This window comes from Aliivibrio sp. S2TY2 (genome assembly GCF_028765525.1).
GTDB classification, from domain to species: Bacteria; Pseudomonadota; Gammaproteobacteria; order Enterobacterales; family Vibrionaceae; genus Aliivibrio; species Aliivibrio finisterrensis_A.
Genome location: NZ_JARACS010000001.1, coordinates 227,056 through 245,973, shown reverse-complemented (window position 1 = coordinate 245,973; position 18,918 = coordinate 227,056). Strand labels below are relative to the sequence as shown.

Sequence of the window (18,918 nt, the reverse complement as noted above, 5' to 3'; positions counted from 1 at the left end):
GAACTAGAATCGATAGGCGTATCCCAGTTGGGGCCCTTTTTCTACTAGGTCAATTTCTATATTCACACCTTCTGCTTTCATCTCATTGGCAATATTCAGATAACGATAGCCAAACCATAGGTTATGAGCTTCTGTAAACTGATAAATTCCCATAATATTGAAGCCATGATTAACGTCGTTATCACCTATAACATTAAAATCAGCGCTTACTGATATCCCCCAGCGATCATCAAAATATTTGTTGTATTTAATACCAACAAGCCAATCAAATAGATGCTCTTTCGCTAACAAAGCCGACCCATTTACATTAACCAAACCATCATTAGATAATGCGTTAATATCCAGTTCAACTTGGCTGTATGTATGGCGAACACCAGTGAGTATTTCTAGGTTAGGATAGACTTCATACCCAAAAAATAAATCATTAACCGATAAATGCATTCTTGTTGTTATATCGTGTCCAGGAGAGATAACGGTACCCGTTATAGGACCATCTAAACCTTCTGTTTGCACCGAGTCTTTCATATATAGGTAATTTGCACGAGCACCAACTAACCACTTCCCTTTTCTGGCATAAAAATCTCCCATTAAACCAAAAGCGAGTCCGTCCCATATATTTTCAAATGGAACATCAACACGAACAATATCCTCTCCAGAAGATACACTGCCTTCGATACTAGGTGCCCACATCATTGGGAAAACAAGCAGGAAGTCCCACTCCTCCTGCTCTTTTGCAAAAACTGATGTACTAAAAATCACAAAAAGAAACAATCCATATTTCATACATAATTCCATTAATTACAATCACATAAATAATATAGAGCATTTATTTTGTTTAATGAATCAATTATCACTATATTTAGACTTGAGTCTGTAATTTAATCTATATTTTTACCATTTCGCGCCAATTGATTTTAGTGCACTTTTAATATGATAAATAAATAGGCACTATAATAACCAGAAAATGAATAATATATTTAAACAATAATTAGGAATACAATATGAGCTCAACAACTAAAGAATATGGTTTTAACACTCCTCAACGTTTATTTGTCGGCTATACACTAGCAGTTCTTGTTGATTTAACAGTATTGAATTTTTTTGATGAATATTGGGATTTTGTAAACATTGAATCATTTACCATATCATTCGCTGCTGCGATTTTATTGCAGTTATTATTGAAGTTATCGATCAATGCAGAACACCGAATTGCTGATTACTTTAAATCTAAACCAGGAACAGCACCAAAAATATATCGTGGATTAAGTAGCTATACGATTTTGGTTGGTAGTAAATTTATTATGCTAGAAGCCATTAATATTTTATTTGGTGACAAAGTATCATTTAATGGGCCATTAAACGGTGTCGTCGCTTTCTTTGCTGTAGTTTTCACTATATTAATATCTGAAATTATTGTCTCTAAGATTTACTTTGCTTTAAGCGATAAAGAATAAAAAAATGGCGACCAACTTGGTCGCCATTTTTATTTAACTACTTAAAGCATTACTTATTTGCGTTTAATTGCTCGGCAAAATCGAGCATGCGATTTAATGGGATAAGTGATTTTAGACGTGTTTCTTCATCCACAAAGATCTCATGTTCGGCACCACCTTCATTAAGAGCCTTCTCAATCGCTACAAGACCGTTCATCGCCATCCACGGGCAGTGAGCACAGCTACGGCATGTTGCACCAGCACCGGCTGTTGGTGCTTCTAATAGCTCTTTTTCTGGCACCATTTGCTGCATCTTGAAGAAGATACCTTTATCGGTTGCCACAATCATTTTCTGCTGTGGTAACTCTTTCGCAGCTTTAATTAACTGGCTTGTAGAACCTACCGCATCTGCCAATTCAACCACACTTGCTGGTGATTCTGGGTGGACTAAAACTGCAGCATCTGGATGAAGTGCTTTTGCATCTTTTAGTGCTTTTGCTGAGAACTCATCATGAACAATACATTCACCCTGCCATAACAGCATGTCTGCACCTGTTTTGTTCGCAATGTATGAACCTAAATGACGATCTGGCCCCCAAATGATCTTCTTATCTTCATCATCAAGGTGCTCAACAATTTCTAGTGCGATACTTGATGTTACGACCCAATCAGCACGTGCTTTTACTGCTGCTGAGGTATTCGCATAAACAACAACGGTGTGATCAGGATGAGCATCACAGAACTCTGTAAATTTATCAGCAGGACAACCAAGATCAAGCGAACATTCAGCTTCTAACGTTGGCATTAAGATTGTTTTTTCAGGCGTTAAGATCTTTGCAGATTCACCCATAAAACGAACACCAGCAATGACTAATGTCTTCGCATCATGACGATTACCAAATTTAGCCATTTCAAGTGAATCACCAACAAAGCCGCCTGTCTCTTCTGCTAATGCTTGGATCTCAGGGTCTGTATAATAATGAGCAATTAATACCGCATTTTTATCGCTAAGCAACTGCTTAATTTTCGCGATGTACTGCGTTTTCTCATCGGCGCTTAATTTGATAGGTTTTGGAGGAAAAGGATATACCGTATCGACGTGGTCTAAAATGTGGCCCATTGCTCAGCTCATTAATATCTTAAAATAATCTCGATATTATACGCCTTATGCTATTGGCAGCAAGTTAGAGGCAATAAAAAAGGAGCACTTCGGCTCCTTTTTAGTTTCTATTTATAACGATTTTAACTGATTATCAGCTGTTTTCGCTGTTGTGCTATCTGGATATTCAGAAATCACTTTTTGATAATATTTTTGAGCCGCAGCTTTATTGTTATTTCGTTTAGCAAGTTCACCTAATTTTAATAAAGCATCTGCGCGTTTATTTGAATCAGCATAACTTACTACTTTTGCAAAACTTTTTGCAGCTTCTATGTCATTTTTCTGAGCAAAATAAAGCTGTCCTAACCAATAATGTGCGTTTGAGCTATATACAGAATCAGGATAGGCTGCAACAAAATCTTGGAATGCTTTGGTTGCGCCAGCATAATCTTTTTTCTTTAAGATTAAATCAACTGCATTTTGATATGCTTCGTTTTCATTGGTATCAGCAGCATAAGCACCAGAAGAACTATCAGTCGCTTCTGCTGGAGTTGTTACTGGTACTGGCTTTGCTGTTCTCAGTGTATCGATTTCAATATATAGCTGACGTTGACGTTCTAGCATTTGATCAAGCTCATAGCTATTACGTTCAACCATTCCACGCATTTCTGACAATTCTTCTGATAAACCATCAAGCTGCTGCTGAAGCTGAAGTTGAATTTGATTACGGCTTTTTATCAGGCGCTCTAAACGCTCAATGCTCGCTGAAGATGCTGGAGCAGAAGAAGTAGAATTGGAAGTCGCATTTAAATCTGTGACTGGAGCAGGTGCGGCGACCACAAGGGTCGCCGCACTAGCCAGCAACGTAAGCGGAATAATTCGCTTAAGGTTACTGTATTTCATATAAGTCAGCCTTATAAACTATCGATTAGTATACTAATACTGCGCGACGGTTTTTAGCGTAATCTTCAGCAGTTTGACCAAGAACTAGTGGCTTCTCTTCACCGTAGCTTACGATAGAGATTTGGTCAGCAGAAACACCTAGAGCTTGTAGGTATTTAGATACAGCTTTAGCACGACGCTCGCCTAGTGCGATGTTGTACTCAGGAGTACCACGCTCATCAGCATGACCTTCAACAGTTACTTTGATTGCTGGATCAGCGCTTAGGAAAGCAGCATGTGCAGCAAGCATATCTTCGTACTCAGAAGAAATTGTTGAATTATCAAACGCGAAGTAAACTGTTTGTACTTTACGAAGCTCTTGTTCTGCTTGAGCGCGAACTTCAGCTTCAGTCATAACTTCATCTACTTCGATAGAAGTAATAACAGCAGTGTCTGTTTGACCTTCAGCACCTGTTGTTTGAGTTTCTGCAGCATTTGTTGATTCTTGGCCAGCAGTACTGTCAGTTGCGCTGTCGCTAGAACTACAAGCAGAAAGAGCAACCACAGGCAAAGCGATTAAAAGACTCTTAAGAAGATTATTTAGTTGCATTATATTTTCCTTATTACCTAAATATTTAGTAGCTATAAAAATGGCGACCACGCTGGTGCCCTTACACGTCCGTTAGTCGCTGGTAAGCGAGCTTTAAAACGGCCATCGATAGAAACCATCGAAAGTACATTCTGTTTTCTATAAATGGAACTGTAAATCACCATGCCGCCATTTGGCGCAATACTAGGTGACTCATCCAGTAGTGTCTTGGTTAAGACCTGGACGGCACCAGTTTCTAAATCTTGTTTTGCTAGATTGAATCCAGTCTCTGAGCGATTCACCATGACAATAAACTTACCGTCTGGAGTAATCTGCCCACCAAGATTTTGACTGCCTTGCCAGGTTAAACGTTTTGTTGAACCGTCTTGTAAATTTACTCTATATATCTGAGGTTTACCACCCCGATCTGAAGTAAATATTAAAGACTTGTTATCAGGAGCCCAAAAAGGTTCCGTATTATTCGATCTTCCGCGAGTTATTTGACGCATTTTCTTCGTCTCTAAATTCACGATATAAATATTCAAGCTTCCTGTTTTCGACAATACAATGGCTAATTCTTTACCATCATGTGAAAAACGTGGCGCTCCATTATGACGCGGATAAGAAGCAATTAATTCTCTCTTACCCGTATAAATATTCATAATAAAAACTTGTGATTTTCTGTTTTCAAAACTCACATACGCTAATTTTTTACCATCAGGTGACCAAGCTGGTGACATGATTGGTTGTTTTGATTTTAGTACCAGGCGTTCGTTGTAACCATCATAATCAGCAATGCGTAATTGATACGGATATTGTGCTTTATCATTAACCACAACATAAGCAATACGAGTCAAGAATGCCCCTCTCTCACCTGTCAATTTTTCATAAACAACATCAGAGATTCGGTGTGCGTACTTACGCAGCTGTTTTTTCGATAGTGTTGCAACTTTATTTACAAGAATATGATCTTGAGTCAGTACCAATTCACCAGTGCTGTTAAGAGCCTTCGATTGACCTTTCGTTAATTGACCACGAACGACATCAATTAATTTATAGGTAACTTCGTATTTACCTTGAGCATTAAGTTTCACTTCACCGGTAACAATCGCATCCACACCCATTTTAGTCCAAGCTTCGTAATTGATATCCGAATCTTTATAGGGTGTTTGAGGCATTTTATTCGTTGCTACAGGGCTAAATTTGCCACTGCGCTGTAAATCAGACGAGATAATAGCAGAAATATCTTGTGGTAATTTACCTTCACCATGCCACTTAAACGGCACGATTCCGATTGGCCTTGCAGAATCAATACCTTCTGTTATAACCAACTCTAATTCAGCTCTTGCTACTTGGCTAAATGTTAAACAAGCAACAAAGAGAGTTAATATCCATCGTTTTAGCACTTGAGCTTCCTTATTCTGGTTGAACCGTAAGGTTAATATTCGTTAATTTAGCAACAACATCTGAATCTTTTGGCATTGGGAATACATTTACTTTAGTTACCGCCGTTTTTGCTGCACGGCAAACTTGAGCATCTCCCCCTAATGTTGTCACAGATAAAAGTAACCCTGATGACGCTAACTTAATTTTTACTCTACAACTTTTACCTACATAGGTTTCATCAACCAATAGGTTCTGTTGAATCATTTGAGTGTAAATAGCGGCATGGCGATTCACTTCATCATCAATATGTTGCTGCTTAGCCGATGAGTTTTGAACTGTCTCATCTTCTAACCCTGCAAAAATATCATTTAGCGCTGCTTCTTTTTGCTTTCGCTCAGCTTCTGCTTTCGCTGCACGTTCTTTTTCTTTACGCGCTTTTTCAGCAGCTGCTGCTTTTTCTTTTGCGACTCTTTCTGCTTCTACTTTCGCCGCTTTTTCTTTTGCTTTACGATCCGCTTCAGCTTTCGCTGCGCGTTCTTTTTCTAATTGCGCTTTTTTTGCAGCCTCTTTTGCGGCTTTTTCTTTATCAGCCTTAATTTTAGCCTGTTTGGCAACTTCAGCTTTTGCAGCGGCATCCGCTCTACGTTTTCGTTCAACTTCTTCAGCAACAGCACGTTCTTTTTGTTTCTTCGCTTCTGCTACTGCTTTTTTACGCTCTTCTTCAGCTTCTCGAGCCGCTTTTTTCTCTTTAACTTGTTGTTCTTTTAGTTTTCGAATTCGATCTTCTTCCGCTTTTCGATTTTTTTCTAACTGAGCAGCTTGTTGTTTTAATCGCTTTAAACGCTCTTGCTCAGCCCGCTCCGCTCGTTCTCGCTCTTGACGGATCTGAGACGCTTGTTTTGCAATCGTATTTGGATCGATCACAACAGCTTGGATAGTATTAGGCTTTGCTTTGTCATCCAGAGAAAAATCGCTGCCAAAGATAAGCGCTGCCACGAGCAACAAGTGCAACACGACAGATACAATAATAGCAAAAGTGTAATTATTATCCGATTTCATTAATGATTATTCACTTCTATTCCTTGAGATCGGTAAGTAATCCAACTTTACTCACCCCAGCACGGCTTAATTCATCAAGAACTAAAACAATCTCTGCATAAGGCGTGCTAGCGTCCCCACCTACCGCAACGGGTGAATTAGGCTTAATGCTCAGCTCTGCTTTCACATTAGTGATCATCTCTTGCATTGACATAGGACGACGAACTTCTTGATTATCAACACTTAAGCCAAGGTTTCCATCTTTATCAATTTCAACAATGATAAATGTTGCATTAGGATCTTCACCCGCCATCGCTTGCGCCGATTTTGTGTTACTCATCTCTGGTAATTCAACATCTACCCCTTGAGTGACAAACGGAGCCGTTACCATAAAGATAATTAATAACACCAACATGACATCAATGTAGGGAACCACATTAATTTCAGCCGTTAATTTTCTTTTCTTTGGTTGATAGCCAGACATTACTTCTCCTGACTTGCCATTGCTTGACGATGTAAAATGCTTGAGAACTCATCCATAAAAGCAGCGTAGTTATGCTCTAACTTGCCCACTTTAACACTAAGTCTGTTGTAGGCAATAACCGCTGGAATCGCAGCAAATAGCCCCATAGCTGTTGCAACCAATGCTTCAGCGATACCTGGAGCAACCATTGCTAGTGTCGCTTGCTTTACTGCACCTAACGCAATAAACGCATGCATGATACCCCATACGGTACCAAATAAACCTATGTATGGCGTTATAGAACCAACAGTTGCAAGAAAAGGTAGGTTGGTTTCAAGACCGTCTACTTCTCGCGAAACCGTAACGCGCATAGCTCTAGATGTTCCATCCATTACTGCTTCAGACGATGAACTCACTCGAGATAAGCGTGCAAATTCATTAAAACCAGAATAGAAGATTTTTTCAGTTCCACTGATTCGATCTTTACGAACTTTCACTTCATTAAACAGCTGTGACAAATCCATTCCTGACCAGAATTTATCTTCGAAGCGTTCTGCATCAATACGAGCAACGGCTAAAATTTTTGAGCGCTTGAAGATCATAGCCCATGATGTTACCGACAAGCCTAATAAAATAAGCATCACGATCTTAACTAATAAACTAGCTTGTAGAAATAGATCGAGAATTGATAGTTCACCTGTCACAAGTTATCTCCGATAGTATAAATGATGGAATCGCTGTTGGTTTCATCTTTGAGTTATCAATACAGGCTACCTTAACCGTAGCTTTGCACAATACCTTCCCTTCAGAATTAACCAATAACTGACAAAAGGTTAGCGATACTTTTTTAAATTCTGTTATAGATGTTTCAACTTTGAGCTGTTCGTCTAATCGTGCAGCTTGAATGAAATCAATATTAATACTTTTTACAACAAATCCTATCGATTGCTTTAACAGTACTTGTTGAGAGACACCATGATGGCGCAATAATTCCGTTCGAGCTCGTTCAAAAAACTTTAAATAGTTAGAATGATATACAACTCCGCCAGCGTCTGTGTCTTCATAATAAATAGTGATCGGCCATTCAAACGTGTTGTTATCCATTACATTTTTCTCTTTTCTTATTGAAAAATCCGTTGCTAACTATAACCGATTTTTTATTAGCATCACTATAACAAATAAGAATTTTAGGCTATATCGTCAAAAAAAAAGCAGTTTGATACTTAAATAAGTAACAAACTGCTTAGTATGCTGTTCCAATAAACAAACTTTTATCGGCTTATCACTTTAGAAAAAATACAAATAACTAAAGTAGCCTAAGATTACTATTGAAAAATACGGACTAAATATCAGCTTCCAAATCCATTTATGAGGAATAAAACCCACAGCAAAAATGAATGCAGTACACACTGAATAAATTAAGCTTGGGGCTAATAAGCCACTAAATCCGCCAATTTGATCAGAGTACACCCTTGGTTCCCACATCAGCATTGCCATGTGAAATACCGCAGCTGCAACCAACAATAATCGTACTACGATATTGTTGATTGGGCTGTGGACACTGTCTATTTTGTCAGCGAGATTACTCACTGTCTTTGTCCATCATTTCTGAATGCTCTAACCAAAGTGCATTAATGATTGCAAATGAACATGCTAGTAGCACGCCTAGGATCCATGCGAAATACCACATAATAAATACTCCTTAGTAAAGAGACGTTTTGTTCTCTTCAATGAATTTAGAATCAAGACGACCAAACATTTTGTAGTACGTCCAAATGGTATAAGCAAGAATAATTGGCACCATTACGATAGCAACATAAGTCATTAATCGTAGCGTCAATTCACTTGATGTCGCATCCCACATAGTTAGACCATGATCAGGATTAAAGCTCGATGGCATTACGAATGGGAACAATGCGAAACCAGACGTTAAAATAACACCCGCATTCGTCAAGCTAGAACTTAAGAATGCTAAACCACCAATATTTGCACGAGAAGCTATAATAGTAACGATAGGCATAATCACAGCGAGTGCTGGAGCAATCCAAAGTAGTGGGTATTCATTATAATTATTGAATAGCGCACCGACTTCACGAACCACTTCTTTATTTAGTGGATCAGAGGCTGCATTGTGATCAAGAACCGTAGTAATTACATAACCTTCGATGCTTTGAGCCCAGAAACCAGCGATAACAAACAGAACAATAACAGCAACACTACAAATCATCGCAACATTACGAGAACGAGTATGAAGCTCTTCTGTTGTTTTCATCTGTAACCATGTTGCACCTTGAGTGATGAACATTGCTGAACTCACTAAACCACAAAGCAATGCAAATGGGTTTAACAACTCAAAGAAACCACCATGATAACTCAGCATCATTAGGTTGTTTAACTCAAATGGTACACCTTGAAGTAAATTACCAAATGCAACACCAAAGATCACTGGTGGAACAAAGCTACCGATAAAGATCGCAGAATCCCACGCTGAACGCCAACGTTTATCTTCGATTTTAGAACGGTAATCAAACCCTACTGGACGAAACCATAGTGCTGCTAATGTTAGGATCATTGCTAGGTAAAAACCTGAGAATGACGCAGCATATACTAATGGCCATGCAGCAAATAATGCACCACCGGCAGTGATTAACCATACTTGGTTACCATCCCAGTGTGGGGCAATTGAGTTAATCATAACTCGACGTTCTGAATCTGTTTTTCCGATAACAGGTACTAGTGCACCAACACCCATATCGAAACCATCTGTTACAGCGAAGCCAATCAGTAATACACCGATTAATGCCCACCAAACAAATCGCAATACTTCATAATCAAACATTGCTCAAATCTCCGTTTTTATGCTTCTACTTGGCGAGTTAATTTCGCTTCTGAATCTTGACCGTCTTGCTCAAAGTGGTAGCGACCTGTTTTTAGGCTGCTTGGACCTTTGCGCGCGAATTTCACCATTAGGTAAACTTCAGCAATCAAGAATATCGTGTATAAGCCAATGATTGCAGCCATTGAGATTAAGATCTCTGTTGCTGTCAATGCTGATGCTGCTACGTGAACTGGTAAGATTTCACCAACAGCCCATGGTTGACGACCATATTCTGCAACGAACCAACCTGCTTCAATCGCAATCCATGGTAGTGGCATACCAAATAGCGCAGCTTTAAGTAGCCATTGTTTTTGACCAATCTTTTGACGACAAGTCTGAACAAAAGCAAAACCAAAGATAAGTAGCATAGCTACACCACACGCAACCATGATACGGAATGAGAAGAACAACGGCCATACTGTTGGAATTGAATCATCCGCAGCGGCTTTAATTTGCTCTTCAGACGCATCAACTACTTTGTCAGTATAACGTTTCAGCAATAGGCCATAGCCTAAGTCATGCTTAACGTCATCAAACGCAGCGATGTTTTCTGGTGTTTTCTCACCATTACGTAGTTTTTCAAGTAAACCGTATGCAACCATACCGTTACGAATACGAAGTTCGTGTTGGTCTTTAAGATCGCGTAAACCAGTTACCTGCTTATCTAATGAACGCGTCGCAATAATACCCATAACATATGGGATCTTAATTGCGTAATCCGTTTCCATTGTTTCTTGATTTGGTAAACCAATAACAGTAAATGCTGCAGGTGCTTCTTCTGTGTGCCATTCTGCTTCAATCGCTGCAAGTTTCACTTGTTGAACTTCACCTAGCTCATAGCCAGATTCATCACCAAGTACCATTACAGATAAAATTGATGCCATACCAAAAGAAGCTGCAATAGCAAATGAACGACGTGCAAATGCAATATCACGACCTTTAAGTAGGTAGTAAGAACTCACACCAAGAACAAACATTGCACCACAGGTATAACCCGAAGCTACCGTATGTACGAATTTAACTTGTGCTACCGGGTTTAGTACAACTTCAGCGAAGCTCACCATTTCCATACGCATTGTTTCAAAGTTAAATTCCGCACCTACTGGGTTTTGCATCCAACCATTAGCCACTAGAATCCAAAGTGCTGAGAAATTAGAACCTAAAGCAACTAACCACGTTACTGTAAGGTGCTGACGTTTTGATAAACGATCCCAACCAAAGAAGAATAAACCCACAAAAGTAGATTCTAAGAAAAAGGCCATTAACGCTTCGATGGCAAGAGGTGCACCGAAGATATCACCAACATAGTGAGAATAATAAGCCCAGTTAGTACCAAACTGGAACTCCATGGTTAGGCCTGTAGCGACACCTAACGCAAAGTTAATACCAAACAATTTACCCCAGAACTTTGTCATGTCCTTATAGATTTGTTTGTCTGTCATTACATATAAAGACTCCATGATAGCCAGTAAGAAGGCCATACCTAAAGTCAGGGGAACGAATAGGAAGTGATACATCGCTGTCATTGCAAACTGCAATCGCGATAACTCCACTACATCAGTGATCATGAGAACTCCTTTGTGTCAGGCTGAATGACACAGTGCTTCCACACTTTTGGGTGAGCGTAATACTTTATATGGCTTTAATATTTGTAACCGTATTAATAACCATAAAGTGTTACATGATTGTGTAAAAAACGTTAGCTTAATGTTAAGCTTAACCTAATATAGAACCTGCTAATATTAATAGTAAAAATGATTTCTTTCAAAAGGTTTGTCCATTTTTTGTAAGTTAATTACATCAAAATTTACATAACTGGCTATTTTTCACACTTTCCACATTTCTTATACGAAAAAGCGGATGATTTTGATCACCCGCTTCCATCATACTGAGTTTTGTATTAATAGAGTATTACAACATATGAATAGTCAAAGCCAGTCTATTTATCTGGCTTATCAATTCCAAAATGGAGGTATGCACGATCAGAGACGATTCTCCCTCTTGGTGTTCTTTGCAGATATCCTTGTTGAATTAGGTAAGGTTCAATGACATCTTCAATCGTATCTCTCTCTTCGCCAATAGCTGCCGCAATATTATCAAGACCAACAGGGCCACCATCAAACTTTTCCATAATGGCTAAAAGTAACTTTCTGTCCATATAGTCAAAACCTCGAACATCTACATCAAGCATATTCAATGCTTTGTCTGCAATATCTGAAGAGATATAGCTATCACTCATTACATCTGCATAATCTCGTACTCGACGTAACAATCGATTGGCAATACGTGGTGTACCACGAGCACGACGGGCAACTTCAAGAGCACCTTCAGATTCCATAGATAAATTCAAGCAATCAGCACTACGCTGAACAATATATTGAAGATCGTCGACTTTGTAATACTCTAAACGTTGAACAATACCAAAACGATCACGTAATGGTGACGTTAATGATCCCGCTCTGGTGGTTGCACCAATTAAAGTGAAAGGGGGTAAGTCAATTTTAATAGAACGTGCTGCAGGACCTTCACCAATCATAATATCTAATTGGTAATCTTCCATTGCCGGATAGAGTATTTCTTCAACCACAGGGCTTAACCGGTGGATCTCATCAATAAATAAAATATCATTTTCTTCTAGATTTGTTAGAAGCGCAGCTAAGTCTCCTGCTTTTTCAAGAACAGGGCCTGAAGTCGTACGAATATTCACTTCCATTTCATTAGCAACGATATTCGCTAATGTTGTCTTACCTAAGCCTGGAGGACCAAAAATAAGTAAATGATCGAGTGGTTCATTACGCATTTGTGCTGCTTTAATGAAAATTTCCATCTGGCTACGAACATGGTCTTGACCTCGATAGTCTTCTAATTTCTTCGGACGTATCGCTCGATCGATGACTTCTTCTTCACGAAAAACAGGGTTATCAGCAGCAATAAGGCGATCAGCTTCAATCATAAAATGGCACTCAGCGATTCAATAAATAAATAGTAGTAAAGAATAATGAAAATAATTAGATCATCGACTTCAATGATTCACGAATTAATGCTTCGCTTGTCATATCAGGTTTAGCTATTTGAGAAACAATTTTAGATGCTTGTACTGGCTTATAACCAAGAGATATCAATGCACTTACGGCTTCATCTTGTGCACTTTGAGGAGAAGAAATTAGATTAGAACCATCGTCCATTGGCGCAGCATCAGTTGCTGGAGTAAATAAATCACCAGCACCCCATCCTTTCAAACGGTCTTTCATTTCAACCACTAAACGCTCTGCTGTTTTCTTTCCAACACCTGGTAATTTCACTAATGTCGAAATATCTTCACGCTCGACACTTTGTACAAATTGGGATGCTGTCATTCCAGATAGAATAGCAAGGCCAAGTTTAGGGCCAACGCCATTTGCTTTAATGACTTCTCTAAATAAAGCTCGTTCTTTTTTTGTATTAAAACCATATAGCAATTGAGCATCTTCACGGACTACATAGTGAATATAGATGATCGCTTCGGTGCCAATCTCAGGTAACTCATAAAAACAACTCATTGGCATCTGGACTTCATAGCCAATACCACTTACTTCAATCAATAATTCTGGTGGTTGTTTTTCTAATAGATTTCCACGAAGGCGTCCGATCACAATAGATACTCTTTAAAATAAATTAACTACATCGAATAGTAATAAAGAACTGGATAGATATCCAGTAAAAGAAATGAGAATTTGACAGACTCTAGCGATATCTCCCACGTCGAGCACTCGTTGCTTTGCCTGCCAATGCTATTAAAGTTTTATTAGTATTCGCATGACAAATCGCAACCCCTAGCCCATCGGCGGCATCGGCTTGTGGTTTTGCTGGAAGTTTCAGCATACTCATCACCATATGTTGAACTTGTGCTTTATCTGCACCACCCGTTCCTGTTACTGCTTGCTTAATTAATCTTGCTGCATATTCATAAACCGGTAAATCTGCATTTACTGCGGCAACAATTGCACTGCCTCTCGCTTGGCCTAACTTTAAGGCTGAGTCGGCATTTTTAGACATAAAAACTTGTTCGATAGCGAATACATCAGGCTGAAACTGGGTAATAATTTCAGAAACACCTGCGTATATTTGTTTTAAGCGACCAGGAAGTTCTTTTTCTGACATACGGATACAACCGCTACCTAAATATTGCAGGTGTCGGCCATTTTGACGAATAACACCGTAGCCAGTAATGCGAGAGCCTGGATCGATCCCTAAAATGATAGACATAGTAAAACCACTGATTATTTATACATGTATATTAGCGAGGTATGCCCATAAACTCAAGGTATTACTAGCACTTGCTTGTCTCGTTTTAAATAGAGCAGATACAAAAATGCCCGCATAATACGGGCATTTTTAAGAATAAAGAAAACTTAATTAAGCGTCTTTTTTCTCAGCAAGTTTTACTGCAATCGATAGTTCAGTAAGAGACTCAGGATTTGCAAGACTTGGTGCGTTCGTTAGTAGACACGCTGCTGCTGTTGTTTTCGGGAATGCGATAACATCACGGATGTTTTCAGTTCCACAAAGAAGCATAGCTAAACGGTCAAGACCGAATGCAAGACCTGCGTGTGGCGGCGTACCGTATTTAAGCGCTTCAAGTAAGAAACCAAATTTCTCTTGTTGCTCTTTCTCTTCAATACCTAGAATGCCAAATACTGCAGTTTGCATTTCAGCATTGTGGATACGAACAGAACCACCACCCACTTCATAGCCATTGATAACCATGTCGTACGCATCAGAATTAGCGGCTGCTGGGTTTGCTTTAAGCTCTTCAGCGGTAACACCTAAAGGAGAGGTGAATGGGTGATGCATTGCGTGCAAGTTACCTTCGCCATCTTCTTCAAACATTGGGAAATCGATAACCCAAAGTGGAGCCCAAGCTTTCTTATCTGTAAGCTCAAGATCATCACCTAATTTAATACGTAAAGCGCCCATTGCTTCTGCAACGATGCCTGCTTTATCAGCACCAAATAGAATGATGTCGCCAGTTTCAGCTTCAGTACGCTCTAAAATACTATTTACGATATCTTCGCTTAGGAACTTAGCAACAGGTGATTGAACACCTTCAAAGCCAGCAGCACGATCGTTCACTTTCATCCAAGCTAGACCTTTCGCACCGTAGATACCTACGAACTTACCGTATTCATCAATTTGCTTACGAGAAAGCGATGCGCCACCAGGAACACGAATAACCGCTACACGGCCTTTTTCATCGTTAGCAGGGCCAGAGAATACTTGGAATTCAACTTCTTTAAGAAGATCAGCAACGTCCACTAACTCTAGTGGGTTACGTAGATCTGGCTTATCAGAACCAAAACGACGGATCGCTTCAGAGAATGGCATAATTGGGAATTGACCAAGCTCAACATCTAATAGCTCTTTCCACATATCATGAACCAGACGCTCTGTGATTTCACGAACTTGAGTCGATGATAAGAAAGACGTTTCGATATCGATTTGGGTAAATTCAGGTTGACGGTCAGCACGTAAATCTTCATCACGGAAACATTTAACGATTTGGTAATAACGGTCAAAACCAGACATCATCAGAAGTTGCTTAAACAACTGTGGTGATTGTGGAAGTGCGTAGAAGCTGCCTTTATGAACACGGCTTGGTACTAGGTAATCACGAGCACCTTCTGGTGTTGCTTTTGTTAGTACTGGTGTTTCGATATCTAAGAACAAGTTCTCATCTAAGAAACGACGAACGAAGCTAGATGCACGTGCACGTAACTTGATGCGGTCACTCATTTCTGGACGACGTAGATCAATGTAACGGTACTTCAGGCGTTGTTCTTCTGAGTTCGTTTGGTTGAAATCCAGTGGAAGCGCTTCTGAACGGTTGATGATCTCAAGACCTGTCGCGTAAAGTTCAACTTCACCCGTAGCCATGTCTTTATTTACTTGGCTGTCAGGACGAACACGTACTTCACCAGTAAATTTGATACAGAACTCATTACGCAGTTGGTTAGCGATTGAAAAGATATCTTTCATATCTGGGTCAACAACTACCTGAACGATACCTTCACGATCTCGCATATCAATAAAGATAAGACCGCCTAAATCACGGCGACGGTTTACCCAGCCGCAAAGTTCTACAGTTTGCCCTGCAAGGGACTTGTTCAGGTTACCACAGTAATGGGTGCGCATGATGATTTTCCCAATCTAATATATATATCAATAGTAAATGCAGTAAAAAGACTCACTGCATTTTTCATAAACCGATTTACGCTTGCTAAAATGACGAATAAAACAGCTACCTTGCTGAATTAATAAGCGAAACGCAAAAATATAGCAGCATTATAAAGGAAAATCCCTTTAACGACATAGCAAGGTGAAAAAAAAGTTCACTTTCAATGTTCACAGCCCTAAAGACATTAAGATAAGAATTAACTACAATAGCGACCTAAATGCGCAGGAGCGCGCAGAAAATGCCATTCTAGGTAAGTAGTACACCAATATTTACCTAGAATTGTATGATGTAAGTATGGATGTAAAAACTGCCTTTGTGAGAACCCCATGGCTAACCCTGATACAATATTTTCCGCCCCAATTGATAGAATTGGTGACTTCACGTTTGATGAACGTGTTGCTGAAGTTTTTCCAGATATGATCCAACGTTCAATCCCGGGCTATAGTAACATTATTTCCGCAATTGGAATGCTTGCTGAACGTTACGCGAAACCTCATTCAAATGTGTACGATTTAGGGTGTTCATTAGGGGCGGCAACACTTTCTATGCGCCGTCATATTAATCAAGAAGGCTGCCAAATTATTGGAGTTGATAACTCTTCAGCCATGGTTGAACGTTGTCGTTTACTTATTAATGCCTATCGCTCTGACACACCAGTGACTATTATTGAAGCAGATATTCGAGATGTTGATATTCAAGATGCATCTGTTGTCGTTCTTAACTTCACCTTACAGTTTTTAGCGCCAATCGATCGCCGTGCTTTACTTGAAAAAATTTATGCAGGTTTACGTCCTGGCGGTATTCTTATCTTATCTGAGAAATACATATTTGAAGATGAAAGCGCGAACGAGTTACTTATCGACTTGCACCATGATTTCAAACGTGCAAATGGCTACAGTGAACTAGAGATCAGCCAAAAACGCAGTGCTATCGAACATGTCATGCTGCCAGATACCATTGAAACTCATAAACAGCGCTTTAATGATATTGGCTTTAAGAGTGCGGAAGTTTGGTTCCAATGCTTCAATTTCGGCTCTATGTTTGCCATAAAATAATCAAAATATTGCCTTTATTTTTTTACTTATTTATTAATTTAAGATACTTCAATGATTAATTTTGCTAATTTTTATACTCTTATATCTCAAGATACTATCCTTCAACCGTGGTTGAATACACTTCCTCAGCAATTAACTGATTGGCAAAATGCAGAGCATGGTGATATTGAGCGCTGGACAAAAGCACTTAAAAAAATCCCTGAAGGATGTGCGGATAACATTGATTTAAAAACGTCAGTAACGTTATCAAATAACACGCCTTTAGCTGATGGACAGCGTAAAAAATTAGAAAACTTATTACAAGCTTTTCACCCTTGGCGTAAAGGGCCTTTTACAGTTCACGATATCCACATTGATACCGAGTGGCGCTCAGACTGGAAGTGGGATCGTTTGCTGCCTCACATTACACCACTAAAAAATCGCTCAGTGTTAGATGTTGGTTGTGGTAACGGATATCATATGTGGCGTATGCTTGGTGAAGAAGCTCGCCTATGCGTAGGTATCGATCCATCGCATCTATTTTTAATTCAATTTGAAGCTATCCGTAAGTTAATGGGTAATGACCAACGTGCTCACCTATTACCATTAGGGATTGAACAACTTCCTGAATTAAATGCGTTTGATACTGTATTTAGTATGGGCGTTCTTTATCACCGTCGTTCTCCATTAGATCATCTAATTCAATTAAAAAACCAATTAGTTGCTGGTGGTGAATTAGTATTAGAAACACTGGTTATTGATGGTGATGAAAACGCGGTATTAATGCCAGTCGATCGTTATGCGCAAATGCGTAATGTTTATTTCTTCCCATCGGCTCGGGCATTAAAAGTCTGGCTTGAAAGCGTTGGCTTTGTTGATGTGAAAATTGTAGATGAATGTGTCACAACTACTGGCGAGCAGCGTTCAACAGAATGGATGAAACACAATTCATTACCTGAATATCTAGACCCAAATGACTCAACAAAAACGATTGAAGGCCACCCTGCTCCTAAGCGTGCGATCTTAATTGCAAAAAAACCTGACTAAACGCTAACATTTAGGGGCTATTCGCCTCTATTTATTATCGTTATTATCTCTATGTTAATTTAACTCAACGGAACATCAAATGATCCAACGAATTTTACCACTGGTTGCTATTTTAAGCCTTTCAGGCTGTGCTCTAACCCAACAAGCAGAACCAGTTGCTTCAGATAATACAGAAACAGTTGCAGCCATTAAGTCTATGGAAACCAATCTAAACACTCGTTTAGATGGTATGGAAACAAAGATTGAGACGCAAAATGACTACATTTCGACATTAGAGAAAGAACTGTCGAACGTATCAGAAGAGCTATCAATAGTTCGATCTGAACAAACCAAAATTCAAGCAAGTATAAAGCAAGCTACCTCTAAAAAAGCTCGCCTAGCACCAGTTCCTGTTTCTATGCAAACTCAATCATTGAAAGACACCTTAATTTTAGGTGCGATTGAAAATGTTGAAATTGCTGATATTAAGCAGCAATTTACTGCTCGTATTGATACAGGGGCGACAACCTCTTCTCTTAATGCCGTTGATCTTCAAGAATTTGAACGAAATGGTACTCAATGGGTACGATTCCATCTAATCAACCAAGATGCGCAAGCAGATGGAAAACTAGAGTGGATCACCGCACCGGTGATTCGTAACGTTAAAATTCGTCAATCAACCACAGAAGAAATGGAACGCCGCCCAGTTGTTGAGCTTTGGATCAAACTTGGGGCAATCCATGAAAAAGTTCAGTTTACGCTTGCCGACCGCTCTCACATGACTCATTCTGTTTTACTTGGTCGTGAGTTTATTCAAGATATTGCTGTTATTGACGTCAGTAAAGAGTTTGTTCAAAGCAAAAAATAGCTCCTACC

At 39.3% G+C, this 18,918-nt stretch carries 21 protein-coding genes; 4 read left to right on the top strand and 17 right to left on the bottom strand.

Going from position 1 to position 18,918, the window contains the following annotated elements; all coding sequences use genetic code 11:
- Positions 1 to 3: 3 nt before the first annotated feature.
- Complete coding sequence (locus PVK63_RS01105) at positions 4 to 783, bottom strand: hypothetical protein (protein ID WP_130086688.1); 780 nt, start codon at positions 781 to 783, stop codon at positions 4 to 6.
- A gap of 218 nt (positions 784 to 1,001) precedes the next feature.
- Here PVK63_RS01105 and PVK63_RS01100 point away from each other — a divergent pair, with 218 nt between their 5' ends.
- Positions 1,002 to 1,454: a hypothetical protein gene (locus PVK63_RS01100; RefSeq protein ID WP_130043252.1), complete on the top strand. Its 453-nt coding sequence runs from the start codon at positions 1,002 to 1,004 to the stop codon at positions 1,452 to 1,454.
- A 49-nt stretch (positions 1,455 to 1,503) separates the two neighbouring features.
- Here PVK63_RS01100 and nadA read toward each other — a convergent pair whose 3' ends face one another.
- The 16 genes from nadA to aspS all read right to left on the bottom strand — a co-directional run bounded on the left by nadA (position 1,504) and on the right by aspS (position 15,939).
- Entirely contained in the window at positions 1,504 to 2,553 is a 1,050-nt protein-coding gene (gene nadA, locus PVK63_RS01095; protein WP_130086687.1) for a quinolinate synthase NadA, read from the bottom strand.
- A gap of 111 nt (positions 2,554 to 2,664) precedes the next feature.
- On the bottom strand, positions 2,665 to 3,435 hold the full coding sequence (ybgF, locus tag PVK63_RS01090) for a tol-pal system protein YbgF (protein ID WP_130086686.1): 771 nt from the start codon (positions 3,433 to 3,435) through the stop codon (positions 2,665 to 2,667).
- Between the two features lie 25 nt (positions 3,436 to 3,460).
- A complete protein-coding gene (pal, locus tag PVK63_RS01085; RefSeq protein WP_130043249.1) occupies positions 3,461 to 4,024 on the bottom strand; it encodes a peptidoglycan-associated lipoprotein Pal in 564 nt (187 codons plus the stop codon).
- A gap of 32 nt (positions 4,025 to 4,056) precedes the next feature.
- Positions 4,057 to 5,409, bottom strand: coding sequence for a Tol-Pal system beta propeller repeat protein TolB (tolB, locus tag PVK63_RS01080; RefSeq protein WP_130043248.1), 1,353 nt, complete (start codon positions 5,407 to 5,409; stop codon positions 4,057 to 4,059).
- A 10-nt stretch (positions 5,410 to 5,419) separates the two neighbouring features.
- Positions 5,420 to 6,448 carry a cell envelope integrity protein TolA gene (tolA, locus tag PVK63_RS01075; RefSeq protein ID WP_130048438.1) on the bottom strand — a complete coding sequence of 343 codons (1,029 nt, stop codon included), beginning with the start codon at positions 6,446 to 6,448 and terminating at the stop codon, positions 5,420 to 5,422.
- Positions 6,449 to 6,464: 16 nt separating this feature from the next.
- On the bottom strand, positions 6,465 to 6,911 hold the full coding sequence (gene tolR, locus PVK63_RS01070; protein ID WP_130043246.1) for a protein TolR: 447 nt from the start codon (positions 6,909 to 6,911) through the stop codon (positions 6,465 to 6,467).
- Positions 6,911 to 7,594, bottom strand: coding sequence for a protein TolQ (gene tolQ / locus PVK63_RS01065; protein ID WP_130043245.1), 684 nt, complete (start codon positions 7,592 to 7,594; stop codon positions 6,911 to 6,913). The genes tolR and tolQ overlap by 1 nt, the downstream gene beginning before the upstream one ends.
- Positions 7,584 to 7,994, bottom strand: coding sequence for a tol-pal system-associated acyl-CoA thioesterase (ybgC, locus tag PVK63_RS01060; RefSeq protein WP_130043244.1), 411 nt, complete (start codon positions 7,992 to 7,994; stop codon positions 7,584 to 7,586). Before ybgC ends, tolQ begins: the two co-directional genes overlap by 11 nt.
- 183 nt (positions 7,995 to 8,177) lie before the next feature.
- Positions 8,178 to 8,480: a cyd operon YbgE family protein gene (locus tag PVK63_RS01055; RefSeq protein ID WP_130048436.1), complete on the bottom strand. Its 303-nt coding sequence runs from the start codon at positions 8,478 to 8,480 to the stop codon at positions 8,178 to 8,180.
- Positions 8,473 to 8,580 carry a cytochrome bd-I oxidase subunit CydX gene (gene cydX / locus PVK63_RS01050; RefSeq protein ID WP_012550467.1) on the bottom strand — a complete coding sequence of 36 codons (108 nt, stop codon included), beginning with the start codon at positions 8,578 to 8,580 and terminating at the stop codon, positions 8,473 to 8,475. The genes PVK63_RS01055 and cydX overlap by 8 nt, the downstream gene beginning before the upstream one ends.
- 12 nt (positions 8,581 to 8,592) lie before the next feature.
- The gene (gene cydB / locus PVK63_RS01045; protein WP_130086684.1) at positions 8,593 to 9,729 is read right to left on the bottom strand and encodes a cytochrome d ubiquinol oxidase subunit II; all 1,137 of its coding nucleotides are present in this window, start codon (positions 9,727 to 9,729) and stop codon (positions 8,593 to 8,595) included.
- Positions 9,730 to 9,746: 17 nt separating this feature from the next.
- A complete protein-coding gene (gene cydA / locus PVK63_RS01040) occupies positions 9,747 to 11,333 on the bottom strand; it encodes a cytochrome ubiquinol oxidase subunit I (protein WP_165366798.1) in 1,587 nt (528 codons plus the stop codon).
- Between the two features lie 374 nt (positions 11,334 to 11,707).
- Positions 11,708 to 12,721 carry a Holliday junction branch migration DNA helicase RuvB gene (ruvB, locus tag PVK63_RS01035; RefSeq protein ID WP_130086683.1) on the bottom strand — a complete coding sequence of 338 codons (1,014 nt, stop codon included), beginning with the start codon at positions 12,719 to 12,721 and terminating at the stop codon, positions 11,708 to 11,710.
- Between the two features lie 55 nt (positions 12,722 to 12,776).
- Positions 12,777 to 13,400, bottom strand: a complete 624-nt coding sequence (gene ruvA, locus PVK63_RS01030; RefSeq protein WP_130086682.1) for a Holliday junction branch migration protein RuvA — start codon at positions 13,398 to 13,400, stop codon at positions 12,777 to 12,779.
- A 91-nt stretch (positions 13,401 to 13,491) separates the two neighbouring features.
- Positions 13,492 to 14,013: a crossover junction endodeoxyribonuclease RuvC gene (ruvC, locus tag PVK63_RS01025; protein WP_045101697.1), complete on the bottom strand. Its 522-nt coding sequence runs from the start codon at positions 14,011 to 14,013 to the stop codon at positions 13,492 to 13,494.
- A 150-nt stretch (positions 14,014 to 14,163) separates the two neighbouring features.
- The gene (aspS, locus tag PVK63_RS01020; RefSeq protein WP_130048432.1) at positions 14,164 to 15,939 is read right to left on the bottom strand and encodes an aspartate--tRNA ligase; all 1,776 of its coding nucleotides are present in this window, start codon (positions 15,937 to 15,939) and stop codon (positions 14,164 to 14,166) included.
- A 369-nt stretch (positions 15,940 to 16,308) separates the two neighbouring features.
- Here aspS and cmoA point away from each other — a divergent pair, with 369 nt between their 5' ends.
- The 3 genes from cmoA to PVK63_RS01005 all read left to right on the top strand — a co-directional run bounded on the left by cmoA (position 16,309) and on the right by PVK63_RS01005 (position 18,910).
- A complete protein-coding gene (cmoA, locus tag PVK63_RS01015) occupies positions 16,309 to 17,037 on the top strand; it encodes a carboxy-S-adenosyl-L-methionine synthase CmoA (RefSeq protein ID WP_130086681.1) in 729 nt (242 codons plus the stop codon).
- Between the two features lie 51 nt (positions 17,038 to 17,088).
- On the top strand, positions 17,089 to 18,063 hold the full coding sequence (gene cmoB / locus PVK63_RS01010; protein ID WP_130086680.1) for a tRNA 5-methoxyuridine(34)/uridine 5-oxyacetic acid(34) synthase CmoB: 975 nt from the start codon (positions 17,089 to 17,091) through the stop codon (positions 18,061 to 18,063).
- Between the two features lie 79 nt (positions 18,064 to 18,142).
- Entirely contained in the window at positions 18,143 to 18,910 is a 768-nt protein-coding gene (locus PVK63_RS01005; RefSeq protein ID WP_130086679.1) for a putative ATP-dependent zinc protease, read from the top strand.
- Positions 18,911 to 18,918: the final 8 nt, after the last annotated feature.